The following is a 26,078-nucleotide window of genomic DNA, read 5'->3' as shown; positions in this document are numbered from 1 at the left end:
TCGATAATGATATTTATTATTAAATGATATTGATAATCAACACAAGAGTGACAAGCCAATCAACCGGGAATGCAGCCACAAAAAAAGGCGCGCCATCCTGCAGATGGCGCGCCTTTTGGTGAAGCGTCGGAAGGATTAACTACCGGCGACCGTCATCCGCTCGATCAGGACCGAACCTGTACGGATATTGCTGCGCAGTTCCAGGTCGTTACCCACGGCAACGATCTGCTTGAACATGTCGCGCATATTGCCGGCGATGGTCACTTCCTGGACAGCAAACTGAATCTCACCGTTTTCTACCCAGAAACCCGCCGCGCCACGGGAATAATCACCGGTGACCATGTTCAAGCCCTGACCCATCAATTCAGTCACCAGCAGGCCACGCCCCATGCGTCGCAACAGCGCCGCCTGGTCTTCCTCGCCGTGGGTCACGAACAGGTTATGCACGCCGCCAGCGTTCGCGGTGCTCGGCAGGCCCAGTTTGCGCCCGGCATACGTGCCCAGCACGTAGGAAACCAACTCACCGTTTTCGACGAACGGCTTGGCATAGGTCGCCAGGCCATCGCCGTCGAACGACGAACTGCCCATGGCCCGCATCAGGTGTGGACGCTCGTCGATGGTCAGCCACTGCGGAAACAGCTTCTGGCCAATCGCACCTTCGAGGAACGACGATTTGCGGTACAGGTTGCCGCCGGAAATCGCCCCCAGGAAACTGCCGAACAGACCGCCGGCCAGCTCCGCCGAAAACAGCACCGGCACTTCACAGGTCGGCACCGGGCGCGCGCCCAGGCGGCTCGCGGCACGTTGCGCGGCACGCCGGCCAATGCTGACCGGGTCGGCCAGCAACTCGCCCTGACGGTTCACGTCGTACCAGTAATCGCGCTGCATCTGGCCGTTGGCTTCGGCGATCATCACGCAACTCAGGCTGTGGCGCGTCGACGCATAACCGCCGATAAAACCATGGCTGTTGCCGTACACGCGGCAGCCCTGGTGGGTGCTCAAGGTGGTGCCGTCGGCATTCTTGATCCGCGGGTCGGCATCGAACGCCGCCGCTTCGCAGGTCAGCGCTTGTTCGATGGCTTGTTCCGGGGTGATGTCCCAGGCATGGAACAGGTCGAAATCCTGCAGATCCTTGGCCATCAACGCCTTGTCGGCCAGGCCCGAGCTTTCATCCTCGGACGTGTGCTTGGCAATCGCCAATGCGGCGGCCACCGTCTCGCGAATCGCTTCCGGCCCACTCGCCGAGGTGCTGGCCGAGCCTTTGCGCTGGCCGACGTACAAGGTGATGCCAAACCCCTGGTCGCGGTTGAATTCGACGGTTTCGACTTCCCGCTGACGTACCGACGTCGACAGCCCCTGCTCCAGGGACACAGCCACCTCGCAGGCACTGGCCCCCTGGCGCTTGGCCTCGGCAAGGATCTGCTCGACTTGTTCCTGCAGTGCCGGTAACGCTTGCGGACCGACGCTTTGGGCTGCACTCATGGTTTTCTCCACTCAAATTCTGCTTTCGGTTAAGGCCATCGAGCGACCGGGCCGGACAAGCGGCCCCCGACTGGTTATCATGGCGGCGTTTCTTTGCGGACTGCCACCATGGTTGATTCTTACGACGACTCCCTCGATGGGGAGAAAAGCAAAACCCAGGTCAAACGCGAGCTGCATGCTCTGGTTGACCTCGGCGAGCGCCTTACAACGCTCAAGCCGGACTTGATTGCAAAACTGCCTCTGACCGACGAAATGCGCCGGGCTCTGGCGGATGCACCCAAGCACACCGCGAATATCGCGCGTAAACGGCACATCATGTTCATCGGCAAGCTGATGCGCGATCAGGACACTGACGCGATTCTGACCCTGCTCGATCAACTCGATGCCTCCACTCGCCAGTACAACGAACGCTTCCACAACCTGGAACGTTGGCGTGACCGCCTGATCTCGGGCGATGACGCGGTGCTGGAGAAATTCGTACTGGACTACCCGGACGCGGACCGCCAGCAACTGCGCTCCCTGATCCGTCAGGCCCAGCACGAACTGGCGCAAAACAAGGCGCCGGCCACCAGCCGTAAAATCTTCAAGTACATCCGTGAGCTGGACGAGACTCAACGCGGCCTGCGTTGATCCTCTTCCCCGGGTGGCGGTCTTCGCCACCCGAAGCTCCCGCTCTTACGACCCCGTGCCACCCACGGTGATCGCATCAATTTTCAAGGTTGGCTGACCCACGCCCACCGGCACCGACTGCCCATCCTTGCCGCACGTACCCACGCCGCTGTCCAGCGCCAGGTCGTTACCGACCATCGACACCTTGCTCATCGCTTCCGGCCCGTTACCAATCAACGTCGCGCCTTTGACCGGCACGGTAATCTTGCCGTCTTCGATCAGGTACGCCTCGCTGGTGGAGAACACGAACTTGCCGCTGGTGATGTCCACCTGGCCGCCGCCGAGGTTGGCGCAGTAGATCCCGCGTTTCACCGAGGCGATGATTTCCTCCGGGTCACTTTCGCCAGCGAGCATGTAAGTGTTGGTCATGCGCGGCATCGGCAGGTGCGCGTAGGATTCGCGACGGCCGTTACCGGTACGCGCCACGCCCATCAGGCGGGCGTTGAGCTTGTCTTGCATGTAACCCTTGAGCACGCCGTTTTCGATCAGCGTGGTGCATTCGGTCGGCGTGCCTTCGTCATCGATGTTCAACGAGCCACGGCGACCGGCGAGGGTGCCGTCATCGACAATGGTGCACAGTTTGGAGGCGACCATCTCGCCCATGCGCCCGCTGTAGGCCGAACTGCCCTTGCGGTTGAAGTCGCCTTCCAGGCCATGGCCCACGGCTTCGTGGAGCAGTACGCCAGACCAGCCCGAGCCCAACACCACCGGCAAGGTGCCAGCCGGTGCGGGGATGGCTTCCAGGTTGACCAGCGCCTGGCGCAGCGCTTCACGGGCATAACCCATGGCGCGGTCCTCGGCGAGGAAATAACGGTAGTCGGTACGCCCGCCGCCGCCGTGCCCACCGCGCTCGCGGCGGCCGTTCTGTTCGACGATCACGCTGACGTTGAAACGCACCAGCGGCCGCACATCCGCCGCCAGGCCGCCGTCGGTGGACGCCACCAGGATGCGTTCCCACACCCCGGCCATGCTCACCGTGACTTGCTGGATACGCGGGTCGAGGGCGCGGGTCGCGGCATCGATACGCTTGAGCAGATCGACTTTTTCTGCGCGGCTGATCACTTCCAGGGGGTTATCCGGCGCGTACAACTGGGCCACGTCCTGGGTGCTGAATGCCTGCACCGTACCGTTCTGGCCGGCGCGGGAAATCGAACGAGCAGCCCGGGCGGCCAGGCCCAAGGCTTCCAAGGTGATCGCGTTGCTGTAGGCGAAACCGGTTTTCTCACCGGATTGCGCGCGCACGCCGACACCCTGGTCGAGGTTGAAACTGCCTTCCTTGACGATCCCGTCTTCCAAAGCCCACGACTCGGAAATCTGCCCCTGGAAATACAGGTCGGCCGCGTCGATGCCCGGCCCGGCCAGATCGCCCAGCACGGTTTGCAGGCTTTCGATGGTCACGCCACCGGGTGCCAGGAGGTGTTCGCTGACTGAGGACAACAACTCGCTCATAGGTTTGGCCTTAAATTCATCGTTCTGAAGCAGGCCGCTGCGCGCCCTGCGAGAAAAAGCGCCGATGGTTGACCACCGGCATGCGCGCCCGTATCGACGCCTGTTCACTGCTGTCGCGTTCGGCCAGCAACACCGCTTCGCCTTGATCCTGTTGCGTCAGTACGCGCCCCCAGGGGTCGACAATCGCCGCGTGGCCATAAGTCTCCCGTGGCCCCGGATGCACCCCGCCCTGGGCGGCCGCCAGCAGATAACACTGGGTCTCGATGGCCCGTGCGCGAATCAGCACATCCCAATGGGCGGCGCCGGTGACCGCGGTGAAGGCCGAGGGCGCGGTAATCAGTTCAGCCCCCGCCGCGCGCAACTCGCTGTACAACTCCGGGAAGCGCAGGTCGTAACACACCGTCAGGCCCACGCGGCCGACCGGCGTATCCGCCACCACAACGTTGCTCCCGAAAGCATAGTCATCGGATTCACGATAGCGACCGCGCGCGTCCGCCACGTCGACATCGAACAAATGCAGCTTGTCGTAGCGGGCGACGATCTCGCCATGCTCATCGATCAGCAACGAGCAGGCGTTGGCCTTGGCGTTCGGTTGATCCTTGGGCGGCAGCGGCAAAGTGCCAGCCACTATCCATAAGGTGAGGTCGCGGGCGGTCTGTTTCAACCATGGCAGGATCGGTCCTTCACCCAACGCCTCGGCGCGGCCGATGTCAGCCACATCGCGGCGGCCCATGGCGGCGAAGTTTTCCGGCAGCACCGCCAGCCGCGCCCCCTTTGCCGCCGCTTGCTCCAGCAGGCGCCGGGCCTGGGCCAGGTTGGCCAGCACATCGCTCTGGCTGACCATTTGAATTACCGCAAAGGACATGGGCCGACACTCCATAAATGGCATGCAGCCATGCTACTCCACAGGCTCTCAGTTTGGTTTTTCAAATGGCTTGTCGAAGCTGATTTTCGGGTCTTTCCATGGCCCTTCGACTTTGTACTGCACGCTGGCAAACCGCGAAACCCGGTCGCCGATCAGCTTGTCGATCAGGAACAGCGCGCCGCCAATGGCCGGCGCGCCGACAATCAGCGCAGCGATCGGCAGGTTGTTGGTCACCGGCAATGTCACCAGCAGCTTGGCATCCACGCGATCAGCCACCAGGTCCATGGTGCCATTGAGCTCCAGGTTGCTCGACGGCCCCGTCAGGGTGATCGGCTCGCGGGTCACGAACACCCCGTTGCTGGCCGCGAGCAAGCCTTTGACCCGGTCATAACTCAAGCCTTTGCCGAGCAGGTCGGAGAAGTCCAGGCGCAACCGACGGCCGATGGAGTTGAAGTTAAGCAGGCCGAACACCCGCAGCGCCTGGGCGCCACCTTCCACTTCAACGAACTGGCCTTTGCGGAATGTTGCATCCAGGCTGCCGGAAAAACGCTTGGGCCCGACCCAGGCGGGGGAGCCCGGCCAACGACCGTCCACGTCCAGGTGGAAATCTTCACTGGTCACGGTAGGCGCAAAGCCCCAGCCCTTGAGGACATCGGCGATATTCTTGCCATCCAGGCGCCCTTTGTACCAACTGCTGCTGTCGCCCGGCGCGCCTTCCCAACCACCAGCGCCCTTGAGCAGCATGCCCTTGAGGCCCAGGTCCAGGTTGTTGAAGGCTAGGCCCTTGGCGGTCGGTCGGATCTTCAGCGACCACGCGCCGATCAGGTCCGGCCCCTGGAACAGCTGATCAATGCTGATGTCCAGCGCTGGAATATCCTTGGGATCGATGTCGGCCAATGGGTCCGGCGCATTTTCATCCGCCTGTACCGTCGGGTCCACCGCCGGCAGCTTCACGTACTGCAGGTTGACCGCGATGGGTGCGCCCTTGGCGTCCGACAGGTTGACCGTGCCCTTGGCCTGCTGGCTGTCGAACTGCAGGCCCCAAGCCGAGGGTTTGCGGTCAAGCTGGAGGTTGACCTGGTCGAACTGCTGCCCAAAGCCAGTCAACTTGCCCACCTTGAAGTCGGCGCCGCTCAACAGCTGTTTCGCGCTGCCTCCCGGGTCGTTGCCCGCGTAGCGATCGATGAGTTTCTTCCACGGATCGATGTCCAGTTCCGACAGCACACCGCGAATGCGCAGGCCCTTGCCACCGGGCAGCAGCGCATCGCCATCGCCGAGAAACAACTCGCCGCGGCCGTCGCTGAATTTATCCGGCGGCGCAGCAAAGGTGAAGTTCGCCAGGTCGCCGTAATCGAACCAGTAGCGGCGCTCGGCGCCCTGCAAGGTCATGCGGAACACGCTGTCACGGCCCTGGCTGGCCGCCATGCCGAACGGTGCCGGCAGGTCCACGGCCACGCCTTTGAGGTTGGAGCTGACCCTCAACTGGCTGTCGGCACCGTCCAGATTGAGCTGCAACTGGTACGGAATATCACCGGACACCGGCAGCGGCTGGCTGATTTTCAACCAGTCCGTCAGGCGCTTGACCGTGACCTGGCCTTTGGCGGTAACGCGGGTGCTGATACTGCCCGGCTTGCCATCCGCGAAGATCTGCGCGGTGATCGGCCGATCGAAGGCTTGCGCCGTGATGTTCTGCCCACTCAGGCCCTTGGCGCTGTCGAAGCGGAAATCCCCCTTGAGCTGGCTCAGGTCCAGAGGCGGCTCAGCCAATTGCAGGCGCGCCTTGTCGGTCTGGAAATCCACCACGATCTTCGGTTCGGTGCCCTTGGCCAGCGGGATATCCAGGTCCAGCTTGCCCTGTAGATCGCCCTCGCCTTTCCAACCGGCAAAGGTCGAAGCGGTGCCTATCGGCGCTTCCTGGAGGATTTTCAGGCCATCACCCAGGCCGCCGGCAAACTCACCGGTGAGCAGTAAGTGGCTGTCCTTGCCCGCGGGCGCGTGGGGGATATTGACGTAGATGTCCTTGACGCCGGTATCGAGCAGTTGGCCCTTGCTGGCCAGGATGCGGACACCGCTCTCCTCGACAAACACTTCGCCGTTGACCTTGCTCACATGGGGCCAGCCCGGCTGGAACGCCAACTCAGCGTCATGCACCTTGAAAAACAGGCTGATATTGCGCGAAGCCGGCAACGCACCGTGATTCAGCGAGCCTTGGTACTGGAAGAAGCCTTCATCGACCGCGCCTTTGAGAATCGCGGTACGCAGCCATTCATCCAGCGCCGGGCTCAGCACCGCCGGCAGGTATTTAGGCGTGAAACGTCCATCGCCATCGACCATGCCGACCCGCAGGTCCATGTAGTCTTCCTGGCTATTGTCGAAATGCAGGCGAATCAGGAAGTCGGCGGCGACCTTGCCTTCCTCGCCCAGCACCTTGATATACGGCGCGATCAGGGTGAAACCTTGCTGATCGAGCTTCCAGGTCAGGCGCGCATTGGCCTGGATGTACTGCCAGGGCTTGGCGAAGATCGGGTCGAGGTGCAAGGAAAAGTCCTTGCTGTCCATGCGCAGCTCGCCCTGCCCCAGGTCGCCGCTGATGCTGCCGGAAACGTTGCGTGCGGCAGGGGCGCCGAAGTAGGCGTCGAAGCCTACCCGCTCGAGGTTGGCGGCAAAGCTGACTTTCTGATCGGTCGTGTCCTGCGGACGAAAATCCACCAGCACATTGCGCAGCAGGCCGGTGGCCTTGAGGTGTTCGATCGTCTTGGCGAAGCCTTCCGGCAACGGCGCCAAGGCATTGAGCAACGGGGTGATCGGGGTCAGGTCGAGGCGGTCGGCCTGCAGGTTCCAGACTTCCTGCGCCTTGTCGGTGGCCAAGCGTTGCTGCAATTGCAGACGCGACTCCCAACGGCTATCGCCGATGTTCATCGCCAACGAATCGAACAGCACCTTGAGGCCGCTCTCACTGCGTTGCAGGTAGGCGGTCAGGGCGAGGTTTTCAATGTGGACCGGCTTGCGGTCGGCGTAGCTGCCCTTCACTTGCGGCGAGTTGAGGCGCACCACCGCGCTTTGCACGGTGCCTTTGGCCCAGGTCAGCCAGAATTCACCGCCAGCCTTGAACTGCGTGAGTTTCCACTGCTGGGTCAACCTGGCCGGAACCCATTTGGCCCAATCGCTCTGGGGCAGGCTCAGGTAGGCCTGGACCTCAGCGTCTTTCCAGGCACTGGCGCGGATCTGCGTGCGCAGGCTCAGGGCCAGGGGTTGGCCATCCGGCAGGGTCAGGCGGGCGTCCAGGCGTTGGCGGGTCGCGCCCGTTTGCAAGCTCAGGCCCACATACGTGAAGGTCAGCGGCGCCTGGTCGAACGGCTGCAACGTGACCTGGCTATCCAGCAACGACACGCGCTGGACACTCTGCATGCGCTTGAGCAACTGTTCCGGGTCCAGCGGCTGGTCGTCCTGCACCGGCAGGCCTTGCAGCGCCCAGTGGCCATCCTTGTCTTCCCTGGCGCTCAGTTGCAGGCCGCTGACTTCCAGATGGGCAATACGCACGTCGCGCGCCATCAGGCTGGCCCAGATGTCCGGCACCACCTGCACCTGATCCAGGCGCAAGGCATTGCTGCCCTCGCCCACCATCACGTCATGGGCCAGCAACACAGGGGCGAAACCGCTCCAGCGACCTTCAAGGCGACCGATCTGCAGCGGCATATCCACCGCGGCCTGGGCCTTGGCTTCGATTTCTGCGCGGTATTCGGCGACCAGCGGGGTCAATTCACGCCCCAGGCTCACGTACACCGCCGCCAATACCAGCAGCAGGGCGCACAGGCCCAGGCCCCAGCGGGTCAAAGCGGCAAAAAAGCGTGTCAGACGCTCCATGTCAAGCGACCCTCAGGCAGTAGTCGGACCGCAGATCCAGGTCTGTCGGGTTCAGGGAAAGCCAATGAATGAAAATCAGAGCAGCACCACGTCGTATTGTTCCTGGGAGTACATGGTTTCGACCTGAAAACGAATGGTGCGCCCGATAAACCCTTCCAGTTCAGCTACGTTACCGGACTCTTCATCCAGCAAGCGGTCGACCACTTTCTGGTTGGCAAGCACTCTATAACCTTCAGCCTGGTAGGCTCGTGCCTCTCGTAGGATTTCCCGGAAAATCTCGTAGCAAACCGTTTCAGGGGTCTTCAATTTACCGCGCCCCTGGCAACTGCTGCACGGCTCGCACAGCACTTGCTCAAGACTTTCGCGGGTGCGCTTGCGGGTCATCTGCACCAGGCCCAGCTCGGTGATGCCGATGATGTTGGTCTTGGCGTGATCACGTTCCAGCTGCTTTTCGAGGGTGCGCAGCACCTGACGCTGGTGCTCTTCATCTTCCATGTCGATGAAGTCGATGATGATGATCCCGCCCAGGTTGCGCAGGCGCAATTGGCGGGCAATCGCAGTGGCCGCTTCGAGGTTGGTCTTGAAGATGGTCTCTTCAAGGTTGCGGTGCCCCACGAACGCACCGGTGTTGACGTCGATGGTGGTCATGGCTTCGGCCGGGTCCACCACCAGGTAGCCACCGGACTTGAGCGGCACTTTGCGTTCGAGGGCTTTCTGGATTTCGTCTTCGACGCCATACAGGTCAAAGATCGGCCGCTCGCCAGGGTAATGCTCCAGGCGGTCAGCAATTTCCGGCATCAGTTCGGCAACAAATTGCGTGGTGCGCTGGAAGGTTTCCCGCGAGTCGATGCGAATTTTCTCGATCTTGGGGCTGACCAGGTCACGCAAGGTGCGCAGGGCCAGGCCCAGGTCTTCATAGATCACGCTGGGGGCGCCGACGGTCTTGATCTGTGTGCCGATCTGGTCCCACAGGCGCCGCAGATAGCGGATATCCATGAGGATTTCATCGGCACCGGCGCCTTCGGCGGCGGTGCGCAGGATAAACCCACCCGCTTCCTTGATGCCCTCGGCGGCAACACAGTCGCTGACCACTTTTTTCAGGCGCTCGCGCTCGGCTTCGTCTTCAATCTTCAGGGAAATGCCGACATGGGCGGTGCGCGGCATGTACACCAGGTAGCGCGAAGGAATCGACAGTTGCGTGGTCAGCCGCGCACCTTTGGAGCCGATGGGGTCCTTGGTGACTTGCACCACCAGGCTCTGCCCTTCATGCACCAGGGCGCTGATGCTTTCCACCGCCGGGCCTTCACGCAGGGAAATTTCCGAGGCATGGATAAACGCGGCGCGGTCCAGGCCGATATCGACGAAGGCGGCCTGCATGCCGGGCAATACGCGCACGACCTTGCCTTTATAGATGTTGCCGACGATCCCGCGCTTCTGGGTGCGCTCGACGTGAACTTCCTGCAGAACACCGTTCTCTACCACCGCCACGCGCGATTCCATCGGCGTGATATTGATCAGAATCTCTTCACTCATGGCTGGGTCTCGTTCAGGCGTTTTCACAATAGTGGCCGGTCGCTTAAGGCTGGGCGCTGGTGTACGGCGTTCAGCGCGCGGTAAGGTTTTGCCAACAGGGTATGCCGAATTGTCCAAGCAACTGCGCGGTTTCGCACACCGGCAAGCCGACCACGGCGGAATAACTGCCATTGAGCCCGGCCACGAACACCGAGCCCAGCCCCTGGATAGCATAACCCCCGGCCTTGTCCTGAGGTTCGCCACTGTGCCAGTAGCTTGTAGCCTCCTCGACAGAAATCCCACGAAAAAGTACGCGACTGCTTACACATCGGGTGTCACAGCGCTGACCGTCCGTGAGAGCAACCGCCGTCAGCACTTCATGTTCACGCCCTGCCAGCGCCAGCAACATGGCCAGGCCGTCGGCCTGATCCACCGGTTTGCCAAGGATCTGGCCGTCGACGATCACCGCCGTGTCGGCGCCCAGCACACAGGCCCCGGAGGTTTCCCCGAGGGCAGCGAAACCCGCCGCGGCCTTGGCGCGCGCCAGGCGCTCGACGTAGGAAACGGGAGATTCGTTGGTAAGAGGCGTTTCATCAATCGCGGCGCTGACCACAGTGAACGGCACACCGATCTGGGTCAGCAGTTCACGCCGCCTTGGGGAGCCCGAGGCCAGATAAAGCGAATTCATTGCAGACTCTCCCTGTGGGGTTCGATAACCAGGCAGAGCCTCGCAATCCATTCAATTGATTTTATAGCGGCGACATAACCCGCGCAGACCGAAACTGACCCACGGCCACAGCAACGCGCTGACCAGGGCCGGCAACACCAGTGCCAAGGTCGGCTGTCGGTTGCCGGTCAAGGCACTGAGCCACAGCTGCACCAACTGCGCCAGGCCGAAGATCACCAGGATCACCAGGCACTGTTGCCACATCGGGAACATGCGCAGGCGCTGCTGCAATGAGAGCACCAGGAAGGTGATCAAGGTCAGGATCAACGCGTTCTGCCCCAGCAAGGTGCCATAGAGCACATCTTCCGCCAAGCCCAGAAACATAGCGGTGACCATGCCCACTTTATGCGGCAGGTTCAGCGACCAGAATGCCAGCAGCAGGGCCAGCCAGAGCGGACGCAGGATTTCCATGAACTGCGGCAGCGGTGAAACACTGAGCAGCAAGCCGAGAGCAAAGGTCAGCCAGACGATCCAGCCATTGCGCGAATGAGTACCGGCCATTATTCCTCCCTCTGCCGCGTGGTTGCCCGGGCGGCGGGCGTCGCGGGCGCAGGCGCGGCGGCCGGCGGTTTGGTCGCCGCCGGTTTCACCGGGCGAGCGCTGTGAGCGGCCGGCTTGGCTGGCGTGGCCACGGGCGCAGTCACCGCCGGCGCTGTTGCAGGCGGTGTGGCTGGCGCGGGCTTGGGTACGGTCGCCGGGATGATCGGCGCGGTGCCGTTGCGTTTGTCTTCCGCTTCCTGGGCCTGAGCGGCGTCGTTGGCGCGCTCTTCCGGGGTGCGGTTGTCGCTGAAGACCAGCAACAGGTAGCGGCTGCGGTTCAGCGCGGCCGTCGGCACGGCGCGGACAATCGCGAAAGGCTGGCCGGAGTCGTGGATCACTTCCTTGACCGTCGCCACCGGATAACCCGCCGGGAAGCGCTGACCCAGGCCGGAACTGACCAGCAGGTCGCCTTCCTTGATATCCGCGGTGTCGGCCACATGACGCAGTTCCAGCCGCTCCGGGTTACCCGTACCGCTGGCAATCGCGCGCAGGCCGTTGCGGTTGACCTGCACCGGAATGCTGTGGGTAGTGTCCGTCAGCAGCAATACCCGCGATGTGTAGGGCATCAACTCGACCACCTGCCCCATCAGGCCACGGGCATCGAGTACCGGCTGGCCAAGAACCACACCGTCGCGCTCACCCTTGTTGATGATGATGCGATGGGTAAAGGGGTTGGGGTCCATGCCGATCAACTCGGCGACTTCGACCTTCTCGTTGACCAGAGCGGAGGAGTTGAGCAACTCGCGCAGCCGAACGTTCTGCTCGGTGAGGGCCGCCAGCTTTTGCATGCGCCCCTGCAGCAGCAGGTTTTCAGTCTTGAGTTTTTCGTTCTCGGCGACCAGCTCGGTGCGGCTGCCGAATTGGCTGGCCACGCCCTGGTAGAGACGTTGCGGCAGGTCGGTGATCCAGTAAGTCTGCATCAACACCAGCGACATCTGGCTACGCACGGGCTTGAGCAGTGCAAAGCGAGCATCGACCACCATCAGCGCGACCGAAAGCACGACCAGCACCAATAAGCGCACGCCCAATGAGGGGCCTTTGGCGAAAAGCGGTTTAATAGGCCGCTCCTCCCAGGCAAATGTTCTCTCTATTCATACGGCATCTAACCGGCCTGGATGCAGATTGAAGAAGATAAACGCCAACAGGCAGCACTGCAAAGTGCTGCCTGCGGGCGAAACATGGGCTTACCAGCAATCACTTATTCGCTGGAGAGCAGGTCCATGGTGTGTTTATCCATCATTTCCAGTGCACGGCCACCGCCACGGGCGACGCAGGTCAGCGGGTCTTCGGCGACGATCACCGGCAGGCCGGTTTCCTGGGCCAGCAACTTATCGAGGTCGCGCAGCAAGGCGCCACCACCGGTCAGTACCAGGCCACGCTCGGCGATATCGGAAGCCAGCTCCGGCGGCGATTGCTCCAGCGCGCTCTTCACCGCCTGAACGATGGTGGCCAGGGACTCTTGCAGAGCCTCGAGCACTTCATTGGAGTTCAGGGTGAAGGCACGTGGCACGCCTTCGGCCAGGTTGCGACCGCGCACATCAACTTCGCGCACTTCGCCGCCCGGATATGCGGTACCGATTTCCTGCTTGATGCGCTCGGCGGTGGATTCGCCGATCAGGCTGCCGTAGTTGCGACGCACATAAGTGATGATCGCTTCGTCGAAGCGGTCACCGCCCACACGGACGGATTCGGCATACACCACACCGTTCAGGGAAATCAGGGCGATTTCAGTGGTACCACCACCGATATCCACCACCATCGAACCGCGCGCTTCTTCAACCGGCAGGCCGGCACCGATCGCAGCAGCCATCGGCTCTTCGATCAGGAACACTTCACGGGCACCGGCACCAAGGGCCGATTCACGGATGGCACGACGCTCCACCTGGGTGGACTTGCACGGTACGCAGATCAGCACACGAGGGCTGGGCTGCAGAAAACTGTTTTCGTGAACCTTGTTGATGAAGTACTGCAGCATCTTCTCGCAGACACTGAAGTCGGCGATCACGCCGTCTTTCATCGGACGAATGGCCGCGATATTGCCTGGTGTTCGGCCGAGCATGCGCTTGGCCTCGGTGCCGACGGCAACGACACTTTTCTGATTACCATGGGTCCGAATAGCCACAACCGATGGCTCATTCAGGACGATACCGCGCTCGCGCACGTAAATAAGGGTGTTGGCAGTGCCCAGGTCAATGGAAAGATCGCTGGAAAACATGCCACGCAGTTTCTTGAACATGGGGAAAGGACCCTAGGCAACGCGTGGGTAAAAAAGTGCGGCAAACTCTAACAACGACAGGGATTTTGGGCAAGGCGCCAATGTGCTAAATTGGCCGACTTTCTACGCACCAACCCCCACAATCGCGGCCATATGACCGTAGAAATGCGGTAGTGTTCCGACAATCTAACACACGGACGCCCTCCGTTCTGTTTTCCACTGGAGAATCCCATGGCGCTTGAACGCTCCGACGTGGAAAAAATCGCACATCTGGCCTCGCTTGGCCTGAATGATGCCGATCTTCCACAGACCACCGCAGCCCTGAACAGCATTCTCGGGCTGGTTGACCAAATGCAGGCCGTGAATACCGACGGCATCGAGCCCCTGGCTCACCCGCTGGAAGCCACCCAGCGCCTGCGCGCAGACGTCGTGACCGAAGTCAATCATCGCGAGGCCTACCAGTCCATCGCGCCAGCGGTCGAAAACGGCCTGTATCTGGTTCCGAAAGTCATCGACTAAAGGGAAAGAGCCTTTCATGCATCACATGACTCTGGCCGAGATCGCCCGCGGTCTCGCCGACAAAAAGTTTTCTTCCGAAGAGCTGACCAAGACCTTGCTGGCGCGTATCGCCGAGCTCGACCCCAAGGTCAACAGCTTCATCAGCATCACCGAGGAGCTGGCCTTGAGCCAGGCCAAGGCCGCCGACGCACGTCGCGCCAACGGTGAGAACGGCGCGCTGCTGGGCGCACCGATCGCCCACAAGGACTTGTTCTGCACCCAGGGCATTCGCACCAGCTGCGGCTCGAAGATGCTCGACAACTTCAAGGCGCCCTACGACGCCACCGTGGTGTCCAAGCTGGCCGCCGCCGGGGCCGTGACCCTGGGCAAGACCAACATGGACGAATTCGCCATGGGCTCGGCCAACGAGTCGAGCTACTACGGCGCGGTGAAAAACCCGTGGAATCTGGACTGCGTGCCAGGCGGCTCGTCCGGTGGTTCGGCGGCGGCGGTTGCCGCGCGCTTCCTGCCGGCGGCCACGGCCACCGACACCGGCGGCTCGATCCGCCAGCCCGCCGCGTTCACCAACCTCACCGGGCTGAAGCCGACCTACGGTCGCGTGTCCCGCTGGGGCATGATCGCCTATGCCTCCAGCCTTGATCAGGGCGGTACCCTGGCACGCACTGCCGAAGACTGCGCAATATTGTTACAAGGTATGGCAGGCTTCGACGCACAGGACTCCACCAGCGTCGACGAGCCGGTGCCGGACTACAGCGCCAGCCTCAATACCTCGCTCAAAGGCCTGCGCATCGGCGTACCGAACGAATATTTCAGTGCCGGCCTCGACCCGCGTATCGCCGAACTGGTCCACAACAGCGTCAAGGAGCTGGAAAAGCTCGGCGCCGTGATCAAGCCAATCAGCCTGCCGAACAACCAGCACGCGATTCCGGCGTACTACGTGATCGCGCCGGCCGAAGCGTCTTCCAACCTGTCGCGGTTCGACGGCGTGCGTTTCGGTTACCGCTGCGAAAACCCGAAAGACCTCAACGACCTGTACAAACGTTCCCGTGGCGAAGGCTTCGGTGTCGAAGTGCAGCGCCGGATCATGGTCGGTGCCTACGCCCTGTCGGCCGGTTACTACGACGCGTACTACCTCAAGGCGCAAAAAATCCGTCGCCTGATCAAGAACGACTTCATGGCGGCGTTCGAAGAAGTCGACGTGATCCTCGGCCCAACCACGCCGAACCCGGCCTGGAAGATCGGCGCCAAGACCGGCGACCCGATCGCCGAGTATCTGGAAGACCTGTACACCATCACCGCCAACCTCGCGGGCTTGCCGGGCTTGTCCATGCCCGCCGGTTTCGTCGATGGCCTGCCGGTCGGCGTGCAATTGCTTGCCCCGTACTTCCAGGAAGGCCGCCTGCTCAATGTGGCGCACCAGTACCAGTTGAACACCGACTGGCACACTCGCACCCCTACCGGCTTCTGAGGAGAACACTATGCAATGGGAAGTCGTGATCGGGCTGGAGATTCATACCCAGCTCGCCACCCAATCGAAGATTTTCTCCGGTAGCGCCACCACGTTCGGCGCAGAACCCAACACCCAGGCGAGCCTGGTAGACCTGGGCATGCCCGGTGTGTTGCCGGTGCTGAACCAGGAAGCGGTACGCATGGCGGTGATGTTCGGCCTGGCGATTGACGCCGAGATCGGCCAGCACAGCGTGTTCGCGCGCAAGAACTACTTCTACCCGGACCTGCCCAAGGGCTATCAGATCAGCCAGATGGAGTTGCCGATTGTCGGCAAAGGCTACCTGGATATCCCGCTGGAAGACGGCACCATCAAGCGTGTCGGCGTAACCCGCGCGCACCTGGAAGAAGACGCCGGCAAGAGCCTGCATGAAGAGTTCAACGGTGCCACCGGCATCGACCTGAACCGCGCCGGCACGCCGTTGCTGGAGATCGTGTCCGAGCCAGACATGCGCAGCGCCAAGGAAGCCGTGGCCTACGTCAAGACGATCCACGCGCTGGTGCGCTACCTGGGCATCTGCGACGGCAACATGGCCGAAGGCTCGCTGCGCTGCGACTGCAACGTGTCGGTCCGGCCAAAGGGCCAGGCCGAGTACGGCACCCGCTGCGAGATCAAGAACGTCAACTCGTTCCGTTTCATCGAGAAGGCGATCAACACCGAGGTGCGTCGCCAGATCGAACTGATCGAAGACGGCGGCAAGGTGATCCAGCAAACTCGCCTGTACGACCCGAACAAAGACGAAACCCGCGCCATGCGCAGCAAAGAGGAAGCCAACGACTACCGTTACTTCCCCGATCCGGACCTGTTGCCAGTGGTCATCGAGGACTCGTTCCTCAATGACGTGCGCGCCACCCTGCCGGAATTGCCGCCGCAGAAACGCGAGCGCTTCCAGGCGCAGTTCGGCCTGTCGGTCTACGACGCCAGCGTCCTCGCGTCGAGCCGTGAGCAAGCCGACTACTTTGAAAAAGTCGTGAGCATCGCCGGGGACGCCAAGCTGGCGGCCAACTGGGTGATGGTGGAATTGGGCAGCCTGCTGAACAAACAGGGCCTGGAAATCGACGAAGCACCGGTCTCGGCCGAGCAGTTGGGCGGCATGCTGCTGCGCATCAAAGACAATACCATCTCCGGCAAAATCGCCAAGACTGTGTTCGAAGCCATGGCCAGCGGTGAGGGCAGCAGCGACGAGATCATCGAGAAGCGCGGCCTCAAGCAAGTCACCGACAGCGGCGCCATCTCGGCGGTGCTCGATGAAATGCTCGCGGCCAACGCGGAGCAGGTCGAACAGTACCGCGCGGCAGACGAAGCCAAGCGCGGCAAAATGTTTGGCTTCTTTGTCGGCCAGGCCATGAAAGCCTCCAAGGGCAAGGCCAACCCGCAACAGGTGAACGAACTGCTGAAAAGCAAGCTCGAAGGCTGATCGCGATGAAAGGGCCGAGTGAGATTTCATGCTCGACTCGGACCTCCTGTGGGAGGGGGCTTGCTCCCGATAGCGGTGATTCAGTCAAAACACCAATGACTGACACTCCACTATCGGGAGCAAGCCCCCTCCCACATTTGATAAGGGGATACCTTGAATGAAGCGCTTACTTGGCCTTTTAGCCGTGTTCTCTTTGCTGGCCGGTTGCGCCAGCAGCCTCATCGACCCCAACGGCTACGACGAAACCGGCACCGCGTCTTACTACGGCGCCAAGCACCATGGCAAAAAAACCGCCAGCGGTGAACCTTTCAACCAGAACGCCCTGACCGCCGCCCATCGGCGCCTGCCTTTCGGCACGCAGGTCAAGGTGACCAATCTCGATACCGACAAATCCGTGGTGGTACGCATCAATGATCGCGGCCCGCACACCCGTGGGCGGCTGATCGATCTGTCGCGCCAGGCCGCCGCGCAACTGGGCATGCTGAGCAGCGGCACCGCACGGGTTCGTGTGCAAGCCCTGAGCAATTGACGACGGAGCCCTGGCCATTTTCGGATTAACCGCCCTCTCGCCCTGGAGCCTGATCGAATTGATCAGCGGCCTGCTGCTGCTGATCGTCGGCGCCGAAATCCTGGTGCGCGCCGCGGTGCGCCTGGCTGCCAGCCTCAAGGTCCGCCCGCTGATCATCGGCCTGACAATCGTCGCCTTCGGCAGCAGTGCGCCGCAGATGACCGTCAGCCTGCAAGCCACCCTCGCCGGCAATACCGACATTGCCGTGGGCAGCGTGATCGGCAGCAGCATTTTCAACATCCTCGTCACCCTGGGCCTGTCGGCGCTGATCATTCCGCTGCGGGTCTCGCGGCAACTGGTGCGCCTGGATATCCCGGTGATGATCCTCGCCGGCCTGCTGGTGTTTACCCTGGCGGCCAATGAAGAACTGACGCCACTCGACGGTTCGCTGCTGCTCGCGGCCCTGCTGGCCTACCTCGGCGTGCTGCACTACCAGACCCGCCATTCACGGCGCCCGCGCACACTGGACACGGTGGCCAAGGCGCCCTGGTTGAGCAGCGTATTGCTGATGTTCGGCGGCTTGCTGGTGCTGGTGCTGGCCGGGCATTTGTTGCTGGGTGCGGCGGTGGATGTGGCGAGCGACCTGGGCCTGTCGGAACGCATCATCGGCTTGACGCTGATCGGCGTCGGCACTTCACTGCCGTGCCTGGCCACCTCGCTGATCGCGGCCCTGCGCGGTCAGCGGGATATCGCCGTGGGTAACGTGATCGGCAGCAACTTGTTCAACCTGCTGGGCGTACTGGGGCTGACCGCCCTGCTCGCGCCCTCGCCGCTGTCGGTGTCGCCCAATGCCCTGGATTTCGACCTGCCGGTGATGCTCGGCGTGGTGGTGTTGTGCCTGCCGGTGTTTTATACCGGCTACCGCGTGACCCGTGCCGAAGGCCTGGTGCTGTTGGGCTTGTACCTGGCGTATGGGCTGCATGTGATGGCGTTCACCACCGGCATGGGCCTGGCCAACAAACTTGAACAACTGATGCTGTATTACGTCCTGCCAGTGCTGGTGGCTTTCCTGTTGTTCAGCACGCTGCGAGCCTGGCGCCGCCAACACAAGAGGGAATCGCAATGACCGATCAGAAAAAGCCCGGAGTTGAAATGCGTCGTCAGGTGATGGGCGATGCGTTCGTCGATCGCGCCCTGGGCAACGCCACCGAATTCACCCAGCCGCTGCAGGACTTCGTCAACGAACATGCCTGGGGCAGCGTGTGGAACCGCGAAGGCTTGCCGCTGAAGACGCGCAGCCTGATCACCCTCGCCGCCCTCACCGCGCTCAAGTGCCCGCAGGAACTCAAAGGCCATGTGCGCGGCGCGCTGAACAATGGCTGCACCGTCGAAGAAATCCGCGAAGCGCTGCTGCATTGCGCGGTGTATGCCGGTGTGCCGGCGGCGATCGAGGCGTTTCGCGCGGCGCAGGACGTGATTGAGGCGTATCAGGCGGACAAGCAGTGATGGTCAGGTAGCTATCACCGGCACAGCTCAGATCCACCCGCCCGCCTGCAACACAAAAATCCCGATATTCGTGGTCACCGCCGCCATCAAGGTGGTGATCACGATAATCGCCGCCGCCAGCTCATGATTCCCCTGCGCCGCCCTGGCCATCACAAAGCTCGCGGCCGCCGTCGGTGCGCCGAAGTACAGGAACAGAATCCCCAGTTCCGGCCCGCGAAACCCGAGCAACCACGCCCCCAGGGTGGCGACCACCGGCAGCCAGACCATCTTCATCAAGCTCGCGCTCAGCGCCATGTTGCCGCTCTTGCGCAACGCCGCCAGCGACAAGGTGCCGCCGATGCAGATCAGCGCCAACGGCAACGTCATGTCGGCCAGGTACTGCGCGGATTTTTCCAGCCAGCCCGGCAAGCCGATCTGGAAATAGGCGAACGGCGCGGCCGCAATCACGCTGATGATCAGCGGGTTGGCCAGCACACTTTTGCAGATGCTCCACGGGTCGGACTTGATCACCGGGCTGTACACCGCCAGCACAATGGTCGACAGCGTGTTGTAGAACAGGATCACCAGCGCCGCGAGGATCGCGCCGAGGGAGATGCCGTAATCACCGTACATACTGGCCGCCAGCGCCAGGCCGATCACCCCGTTGTTGCCGCGAAACGCGCCCTGGGTGTAGATGCCCCGGTCTTCACGCTTGCAGCGCAAAATCGCCCAGCCCCAGGCCAGGGCAAAGCTCAACAGCGTGGCGACGGCGAAGTAGATCAGCAAACCCGGCTTGAGCGCCGAATGCAGGTCGGCATGCAGGATGCCGAGAAACAGCAGCGCCGGCATGGTGACGTTGAACACCAGGGACGATGCCGTGTGGATAAAGCTGTCGTTGATCCAGTTGATGCGCTTGAGCAGCACACCGAGGAACAACATGGCAAACACCGGCGCGGTGATGGTGAGGGTGGTGAGGAAGATAGCCAGCATGCCGGGGAGAACCTTGGTGGGCGTCGTTAGGGGGCTAATGATAAGCCATACGGCCCAATGGCGCCTGATAGACCGCTATCGGGGGCAAGCCCCCTCCCACATAGGGTCGCCGCTATCGGGGGCAAGTCGAGTCGTCGCACCGCCCCTCCCACACTGAATCTGCGTCAGACACACAACGGATGAACACCGCAGACCCTATGTGGGAGGGGCGGTGCGACGACTCGACTTGCCCCCGATAACGGCGACTCGGTCTCAGGTAATCGGCGCCGGGTTGAACAACGTAATGTCGTTATGCAGCTTGTGCTGCTCCGCCCACGTCTGCTTCCTGCCGCTGGCTACATCCAGGTAGAAGTGGAACAACTCCCACCCCAACTCCTCAATGGTCGCACGCCCGGTGGCGATGCGCCCGGCGTCGATATCGATCAGGTCCGGCCAGCGCTGCGCCAGCTCCGTGCGTGTCGAGACCTTCACCACCGGCGCCATCGCCAGTCCGTAAGGCGTGCCGCGCCCGGTGGTGAACACATGCAGGTTCATCCCCGCCGCCAGTTGCAAGGTGCCACACACGAAGTCGCTGGCCGGCGTGGCGCAAAAGATCAAGCCTTTGCCCTTGAAGCGTTCACCCGGGCCGAGCACGCCGTTGATCGCGCTGCTGCCGGACTTGACGATGGAGCCCAGGGACTTCTCGACAATGTTCGACAACCCGCCCTTCTTGTTCCCCGGCGTGGTATTGGCGCTGCGATCCGCCTCGCCCTTGGCCAGATAACGGTCGTACCAGTCCATTTCCCGTACCAGTTCCTCGGCGATTTCCTTGGTTTGCGCACGAGAAGTCAGCAGGTAGATGGCATCACGCACCTCCGTGACTTCGGAAAACATCACCGTCGCCCCCGCTCGCAGCAACAAGTCCGAAGCGAACCCCAGCGCCGGGTTGGCGGTGATGCCGGAAAACGCATCACTGCCGCCGCACTGCATGCCCAGGATCAGCTCGGACGCCGGCACGGTTTCCCGGCGGCGCTGGTCGAGCTTCTTCAGGCGCACCTCGGCCAGGGCCATGATCTGCTCGATCATCTCGCTAAACCCGTGGCTGGAATCCTGCAGGCGATACAGCCACGGTTCGCTCAGGTCGACGGAACTGTCGTTGTCGTGCATCACCTGCCCGGCCTGCAATTTCTCGCAGCCCAGACTGATCACCAGGGCTTCGCCCCCCAGGTTCGGGTTGCGCGCCAGGTTGCGCACGGTGCGGATCGGGATATACGCATCCGTCGCGGTGATCGCCACCCCGCAGCCGTAGCTGTGGGTCAACGCCACCACGTCATCGACATGCGGGTACTTGGGCAGCAACTCGTCCTTGATGCGCTTGACCGCATGGTCCAGCACACCGGTGACGCACTGCACGGTGGTGGTGATGCCGAGGATATTGCGCGTGCCCACGGTGCCGTCGGCATTGCGATAGCCCTCGAAGGTAAAGCCTTCCAGCGGCGCCTGGGCCGCTGGCACCTCGGTGGACAGCGGCAAGCTGTCCAGCGGCGGCGCGGTGGGCATGCGCAGTTGATCTTCCTGCACCCAACTGCCACGCGGGATCGGCGCCAGGGCGTAACCGATGGTTTGGCCGTAGCGAATGATCCGACCGCCTTCGGGGATATCTTCGAGGGTCACTTTGTGGCTTTGTGGAATGAAATCCACGGTCACCAGGCCGTCCGGGAACTCGGTCCCGGCCGGTACACCCTGGTCATTGACCACGATCACCACGTTGTCGCGCTCGTGCAAACGAATCGAGCGCGGCGAGTCGGCATGTTCAATCAACTGCATCACACGGCCCCTTCAGGAATGCGCTTGGGTAAGGTTGGTCAACTCAGGCCCTTGGCTTGGCGGCTCTTTGAGCACCACGCGTTTGATCGGGCCGACAATCACCAGGTAACTGAACACGGCCACCAGCGCGTTCGCGCCGACAAACACCAGCGCCCATTTGAACGAACCGGTGGTGCTGATGATGTAACCGATGACAATCGGCGTGGTGATCGACGCCAGGTTACCGAAGGTGTTGAACAGGCCGCCACTGAGCCCGGCGATCTGTTTCGGCGAGGTGTCGGACACCACCGCCCAACCCAGTGCGCCAACGCCTTTGCCGAAGAAGGCCAAGGCCATGAAGCCCACCACCATCCACTCGATATCCACGTAGTTGCAGGCCACGATGCTGCTGGAGATCAGCAGGCCGCCAATGATCGGCGCCTTGCGGGCGAAGGTCAGGGAATGGCCTTTGCGCAGCAGGTAGTCGGAGATTACCCCGCCCAACACACCGCCGATAAACCCGCAGATCGCCGGCAATGAGGCAATGAACCCGGCCTTGAGAATGGTCATGCCGCGGTCCTGCACCAGGTACACCGGGAACCAGGTCAGGAAGAAGTAGGTGATGCCGTTGATGCAGTACTGGCCCAGGTACACGCCGAGCATCATGCGGTTGGTCAGCAACTGGCGGATGTAATCCCACTTCGGACCGTCGGTTTTCTTACCCTTGCCCTTGTCCTGGTCCATATCGACCATCGCACCGTTGGCCGCGATGTGATTGAACTCGGCTTCGTTGATCAGCGGATGCTGGCGCGGGCTGTGGATAACTTTCAGCCAGACCAGCGAGAACAGGACGCCGATCACGCCCATCACGATAAACACGTGCTGCCAGCCGAAGCTGTAGACGATCCAGCCCATCAGCGGCGCGAACAGCACCGTGGCGAAGTACTGCGCCGAGTTGAAGATCGCCGAGGCCGTGCCGCGTTCGGCGGTGGGGAACCAGGCGGCCACGATGCGCGCGTTACCCGGGAAGGATGGCGCTTCGGCCAGCCCCACCATAAAGCGCAGCATGAACAGCGCCACGACTGCCGTGGAGACACCGAACTCACCGACATAGCCTTGCAATATGGTGAACAGTGACCAGGTGAAGATGCTCAGGGCATAGACTTTTTTCGAGCCGAACCGATCGAGCAGCCAGCCGCCGGGGATTTGCCCGGCCACGTAGGCCCAACCGAATGCAGAGAAGATGTAACCGAGGGTGACCGCGTCGATGCCGAGGTCTTTTTGCAGGCTGGAACCCGCAATTGCGATGGTGGCCCGGTCGGCATAGTTGATCGTGGTCACCAGAAACAGCATGAGCAGGATCAAATAGCGGACATGGGTCGGTTTGGTCGCTTGCATGTAGAAGTACTCCCACTAATTATTTTTTTTGCGGGTGATATTTATGTGTTGCTGGACGCCGCCCCTGTAGGAGCGAGCTTGCTCGCGAAAAACTCAAAGGCACCGCGTGCCCCCCTGAATACCTGCGTATTCGTTGAAATTTTTCGCGAGCAAGCTCGCTCCTACAGTGTTACGAACCGATGTAGCTGGTTTTCACCACGGTGTAGAACTCTTGCGCATAGCGACCTTGCTCGCGAAAAACTCAAAGGCACCGCGTGCCCCCTGAATGCCTGCGTATTCGTTGAAATTTTTCGCGAGCAAGCTCGCTCCTACAGTGTTACGAACCGATGTAGCTGGTTTTCACCACGGTGTAGAACTCTTGCGCATAGCGACCTTGCTCACGCGAACCGTAGGATGAACCTTTACGGCCACCGAACGGAACGTTGTAGGAGCGAGCTTGCTCGCGAAAAACTCAAAGGCACCGCGTGCCCCCTGAATGCCTGCGTATTCGTTGAAATTTTTCGCGAGCAAGCTCGCTCTTACAGTGTTACGAACCGATGTAGCTGGTTTTCACCACGGTGTAGAACTCTTGCGCATAGCGACCTTGCTCACGCGAACCGTAGGATGAACCTTTACGCCCACCGAACGGAACGTGATAGTCCACGCCGGCAGTCGGCAGGTTGACCATCACCATCCCGGCCTGGGAGTGGCGCTTGAAGTGGTTGGCGTATTTCAGCGAGGTGGTGGCGATGCCCGCCGACAAACCGAACTCGGTGTCGTTGGCCATGGCCAGCGCCGCCTCGTAGTCCGCCACGCGCACCACGTTGGCCACCGGGCCGAAGATCTCTTCGCGGCTGATCCGCATGGCCGCCTCGCTGTCGGCGAACAGCGTCGGCGCCAGGTAGTAGCCTTCGGTGTCGCAGGTCACCAGGCCGCCACCGCTCACCAGCCGCGCACCTTCGCTCTGGCCGATGTCGATGTATTTCAAGTCCTGGTCCAACTGGGCCTGGGAGACGACCGGGCCAATGTCGGTGCCGCTTTTCAACGCGTGGCCGACCTTGATCGACTTCATGCGCTCGGCCATGGCCGCGACGAACTGATCGTGAATACCGGCGGTGACGATCAAGCGGCTGGAGGCGGTGCAACGCTGGCCGGTGGAATAGAACGCGCTCTGTACCGACAGCTCGACGGCTTGCTTGAGGTCGGCGTCATCGAGAATGATCTGCGGGTTCTTGCCGCCCATTTCCAACTGCACCTTGGCCTGGCGCGAGACACAGTTGACCGCGATCTGACGCCCGACGCCGACCGAACCGGTGAAGCTGATGCCGTCGACTTTCGGGCTGTTGACCAACACATCGCCCACTACCCGCCCGCTGCCCATCACCAGGTTGAACACACCGGCGGGGAAGCCGGCGCGGGAGATGATTTCTGCCAGGGCCCAGGCACAGCCCGGCACCAGCTCCGCCGGCTTGATCACCACGCAGTTGCCGTAGGCCAGGGCCGGAGCGATTTTCCACGCGGGGATGGCAATCGGGAAGTTCCACGGGGTGATCAGGCCGACCACGCCGAGGGCTTCGCGGGTGACTTCGACATTGACGCCCGGTCGCACCGACGGCACGTAGTCGCCGGACAGGCGCAGACACTCGCCGGCGAAGAACTTGAAGATATTACCGGCGCGGGTCACTTCGCCAATGGCTTCAGGCAGGGTCTTGCCCTCTTCCCGAGCCAGCAGCGTGCCGAGCTCTTCGCGCCGGGCGAGGATTTCGCTGCCGACTTTATCGAGTGCGTCGTGGCGAGCCTGGATACCGGACGTCGACCAGGCCGGGAACGCAGCGCGGGCGGCATCGATGGCAGCGTTGACCTGGGCGACATCCGCCTTGGCATATTCGCCAATGACATCGGACAACTCCGACGGGTTGAGGTTGACGCAATAATCAGCGCCAGCCACCCATTGGCCGTTGATGTAGTTTTCAAAACGTTTGGCTTGGGACACGAATCTTCTCCTGACGCAAAAGGCCGCTGATTGCTCAGCGGCCTTATAGATAAGTTATTGCGGGCCTTGCTTGTCGATCAGCGCGGCCAGGGCTTCGTATTCTTCCGGCAGCAGATCGGTCAGTGGCGTGCGAACCGGGCCGGCGTCATAGCCGACGATTTTGGCGCCCGCCTTGACGATGCTCACCGCGTAGCCGGCCTTGCGGTTACGGATGTCCAGGTACGGCAGGAAGAAGTCATCGATGATCTTGCCGACGGTGGCGTGATCGTCGCGGGCGATGGCGTGATAGAAATCCATCGCAGTTTTCGGGATGAAGTTGAACACCGCCGAGGAATACACCGGCACGCCCAGGGCCTTGTAGGCAGCGGCGTAAACCTCTGCAGTCGGCAGGCCGCCCAGGTAGCTGAAACGGTCGCCCAGACGACGGCGGATCGACACCATCAATTCAATGTCACCCAGGCCGTCCTTGTAGCCGATCAGGTTCGGGCAACGTTCGGCCAGGCGCTCCAGCAAAGGCGCAGTCAGGCGGCAGACGTTGCGGTTGTAAACCACCACCCCGATCTTGACCGACTTGCACACCGCTTCCACGTGGGCGGCAACCCCGTCCTGGCTGGCTTCGGTCAAATAGTGCGGGAGCAGCAGCAAGCCTTTGGCACCGAGACGCTCGGCTTCCTGAGCGTATTCGATGGCCTGGCGGGTCGAACCGCCGACACCGGCGAGGATCGGCACGCTGGTGGCGCAGGTATCCACCGCGGTCTTCACAACCTGGGAATATTCGCTGGCCGCGAGGGAGAAAAACTCACCGGTGCCGCCGGCGGCGAACAGCGCAGTGGCGCCGTAGGGAGCCAGCCACTCCAGACGTTTGATATAGCCGGCCTGGTGAAAATCACCCTGGGCGTTGAAATCGGTCACGGGAAAAGACAGCAGACCGTGGGAGAGGATGGACTTCAGTTCTTGTGGATTCATTATTCGAACACCCTGGGCAAAGACTTTCTGGCGAAAGGTTGTTGTTGGTTTTGCTTATGTCATACGTCATCGTACAACTATAAAATATTTCGTCAACTGCAATTCATCGAACCGCCTGTTGAGAGAGAGCGCATTGACGTAGGAGTTTTTTCCTCTATGCTCGAATAGCTGTATATATATACAGTAATAAAGGAAGATTCCTACGACA

The 26,078-nt window shown here is 61.8% G+C and carries 21 protein-coding genes and 1 pseudogene; 7 read left to right on the top strand and 15 right to left on the bottom strand.

Annotation, left to right across the window (positions count from 1 at the left end):
• Window positions 1-135: 135 nt before the first annotated feature.
• A complete protein-coding gene (gene pmbA, locus LQ249_RS05490; RefSeq protein ID WP_017845992.1) occupies window positions 136-1,482 on the bottom strand; it encodes a metalloprotease PmbA in 1,347 nt (448 codons plus the stop codon).
• Between the two features lie 108 nt (window positions 1,483-1,590).
• Between pmbA and yjgA the strand changes: the two genes are divergently transcribed.
• Window positions 1,591-2,112 carry a ribosome biogenesis factor YjgA gene (gene yjgA / locus LQ249_RS05485; RefSeq protein WP_010567685.1) on the top strand — a complete coding sequence of 174 codons (522 nt, stop codon included), beginning with the start codon at window positions 1,591-1,593 and terminating at the stop codon, window positions 2,110-2,112.
• A gap of 45 nt (window positions 2,113-2,157) precedes the next feature.
• Here yjgA and tldD read toward each other — a convergent pair whose 3' ends face one another.
• The 8 genes from tldD to mreB all read right to left on the bottom strand — a co-directional run bounded on the left by tldD (window position 2,158) and on the right by mreB (window position 13,344).
• Entirely contained in the window at window positions 2,158-3,600 is a 1,443-nt protein-coding gene (gene tldD, locus LQ249_RS05480; RefSeq protein ID WP_128191583.1) for a metalloprotease TldD, read from the bottom strand.
• Window positions 3,601-3,616: 16 nt separating this feature from the next.
• Window positions 3,617-4,465 carry a carbon-nitrogen hydrolase family protein gene (locus LQ249_RS05475; RefSeq protein WP_046384682.1) on the bottom strand — a complete coding sequence of 283 codons (849 nt, stop codon included), beginning with the start codon at window positions 4,463-4,465 and terminating at the stop codon, window positions 3,617-3,619.
• A 48-nt stretch (window positions 4,466-4,513) separates the two neighbouring features.
• Window positions 4,514-8,329: a YhdP family protein gene (locus tag LQ249_RS05470; protein ID WP_177030188.1), complete on the bottom strand. Its 3,816-nt coding sequence runs from the start codon at window positions 8,327-8,329 to the stop codon at window positions 4,514-4,516.
• Between the two features lie 75 nt (window positions 8,330-8,404).
• Window positions 8,405-9,862, bottom strand: a complete 1,458-nt coding sequence (rng, locus tag LQ249_RS05465) for a ribonuclease G (protein ID WP_046384684.1) — start codon at window positions 9,860-9,862, stop codon at window positions 8,405-8,407.
• A 70-nt stretch (window positions 9,863-9,932) separates the two neighbouring features.
• A complete protein-coding gene (locus LQ249_RS05460) occupies window positions 9,933-10,529 on the bottom strand; it encodes a Maf family protein (protein ID WP_057004251.1) in 597 nt (198 codons plus the stop codon).
• A 51-nt stretch (window positions 10,530-10,580) separates the two neighbouring features.
• Window positions 10,581-11,069, bottom strand: a complete 489-nt coding sequence (gene mreD / locus LQ249_RS05455) for a rod shape-determining protein MreD (protein WP_046384686.1) — start codon at window positions 11,067-11,069, stop codon at window positions 10,581-10,583.
• Window positions 11,069-12,166 carry a rod shape-determining protein MreC gene (gene mreC, locus LQ249_RS05450; protein WP_079442865.1) on the bottom strand — a complete coding sequence of 366 codons (1,098 nt, stop codon included), beginning with the start codon at window positions 12,164-12,166 and terminating at the stop codon, window positions 11,069-11,071. The genes mreD and mreC overlap by 1 nt, the downstream gene beginning before the upstream one ends.
• Window positions 12,167-12,306: 140 nt before the next feature.
• Window positions 12,307-13,344 (bottom strand): rod shape-determining protein MreB, encoded by a 1,038-nt coding sequence (gene mreB / locus LQ249_RS05445; RefSeq protein WP_002555108.1) that lies wholly within the window; start codon window positions 13,342-13,344, stop codon window positions 12,307-12,309.
• Between the two features lie 210 nt (window positions 13,345-13,554).
• Here mreB and gatC point away from each other — a divergent pair, with 210 nt between their 5' ends.
• From gatC to LQ249_RS05415, 6 genes are all read left to right on the top strand, one after another.
• Entirely contained in the window at window positions 13,555-13,842 is a 288-nt protein-coding gene (gatC, locus tag LQ249_RS05440) for an Asp-tRNA(Asn)/Glu-tRNA(Gln) amidotransferase subunit GatC (RefSeq protein WP_017845404.1), read from the top strand.
• A 16-nt stretch (window positions 13,843-13,858) separates the two neighbouring features.
• Complete coding sequence (gene gatA / locus LQ249_RS05435; RefSeq protein ID WP_057004249.1) at window positions 13,859-15,310, top strand: Asp-tRNA(Asn)/Glu-tRNA(Gln) amidotransferase subunit GatA; 1,452 nt, start codon at window positions 13,859-13,861, stop codon at window positions 15,308-15,310.
• Between the two features lie 10 nt (window positions 15,311-15,320).
• Complete coding sequence (gene gatB, locus LQ249_RS05430; RefSeq protein ID WP_128191586.1) at window positions 15,321-16,766, top strand: Asp-tRNA(Asn)/Glu-tRNA(Gln) amidotransferase subunit GatB; 1,446 nt, start codon at window positions 15,321-15,323, stop codon at window positions 16,764-16,766.
• A gap of 157 nt (window positions 16,767-16,923) precedes the next feature.
• Window positions 16,924-17,295: a septal ring lytic transglycosylase RlpA family protein gene (locus LQ249_RS05425; protein ID WP_046384689.1), complete on the top strand. Its 372-nt coding sequence runs from the start codon at window positions 16,924-16,926 to the stop codon at window positions 17,293-17,295.
• A 58-nt stretch (window positions 17,296-17,353) separates the two neighbouring features.
• Complete coding sequence (locus tag LQ249_RS05420) at window positions 17,354-18,400, top strand: calcium/sodium antiporter (protein ID WP_057004248.1); 1,047 nt, start codon at window positions 17,354-17,356, stop codon at window positions 18,398-18,400.
• Window positions 18,397-18,780, top strand: coding sequence for a carboxymuconolactone decarboxylase family protein (locus tag LQ249_RS05415; RefSeq protein ID WP_108525367.1), 384 nt, complete (start codon window positions 18,397-18,399; stop codon window positions 18,778-18,780). The genes LQ249_RS05420 and LQ249_RS05415 overlap by 4 nt, the downstream gene beginning before the upstream one ends.
• A gap of 27 nt (window positions 18,781-18,807) precedes the next feature.
• Here LQ249_RS05415 and LQ249_RS05410 read toward each other — a convergent pair whose 3' ends face one another.
• The 6 genes and pseudogenes from LQ249_RS05410 to kdgD all read right to left on the bottom strand — a co-directional run bounded on the left by LQ249_RS05410 (window position 18,808) and on the right by kdgD (window position 25,870).
• Window positions 18,808-19,749 (bottom strand): AEC family transporter, encoded by a 942-nt coding sequence (locus LQ249_RS05410; RefSeq protein WP_046384691.1) that lies wholly within the window; start codon window positions 19,747-19,749, stop codon window positions 18,808-18,810.
• Window positions 19,750-20,001: 252 nt separating this feature from the next.
• Entirely contained in the window at window positions 20,002-21,555 is a 1,554-nt protein-coding gene (garD, locus tag LQ249_RS05405; RefSeq protein WP_193040872.1) for a galactarate dehydratase, read from the bottom strand.
• Between the two features lie 12 nt (window positions 21,556-21,567).
• On the bottom strand, window positions 21,568-22,932 hold the full coding sequence (locus tag LQ249_RS05400) for an MFS transporter (protein WP_046384693.1): 1,365 nt from the start codon (window positions 22,930-22,932) through the stop codon (window positions 21,568-21,570).
• Window positions 22,933-23,248: 316 nt separating this feature from the next.
• A pseudogene (locus LQ249_RS31595) lies at window positions 23,249-23,359 on the bottom strand (hypothetical protein); the annotation flags it as partial.
• Window positions 23,360-23,458: 99 nt separating this feature from the next.
• Window positions 23,459-24,904: an aldehyde dehydrogenase family protein gene (locus tag LQ249_RS05395; protein WP_169881206.1), complete on the bottom strand. Its 1,446-nt coding sequence runs from the start codon at window positions 24,902-24,904 to the stop codon at window positions 23,459-23,461.
• A 54-nt stretch (window positions 24,905-24,958) separates the two neighbouring features.
• Window positions 24,959-25,870, bottom strand: a complete 912-nt coding sequence (gene kdgD, locus LQ249_RS05390) for a 5-dehydro-4-deoxyglucarate dehydratase (RefSeq protein WP_017845414.1) — start codon at window positions 25,868-25,870, stop codon at window positions 24,959-24,961.
• Window positions 25,871-26,078 lie beyond the last annotated feature (208 nt).

This window comes from Pseudomonas sp. 7-41 (assembly GCF_021233075.1).
Classification (GTDB): Bacteria; Pseudomonadota; Gammaproteobacteria; order Pseudomonadales; family Pseudomonadaceae; genus Aquipseudomonas; species Aquipseudomonas veronii.
The sequence above is the reverse complement of the archived record's forward strand: the minus strand, read 5'-3'. Positions and strand labels throughout refer to the sequence as shown.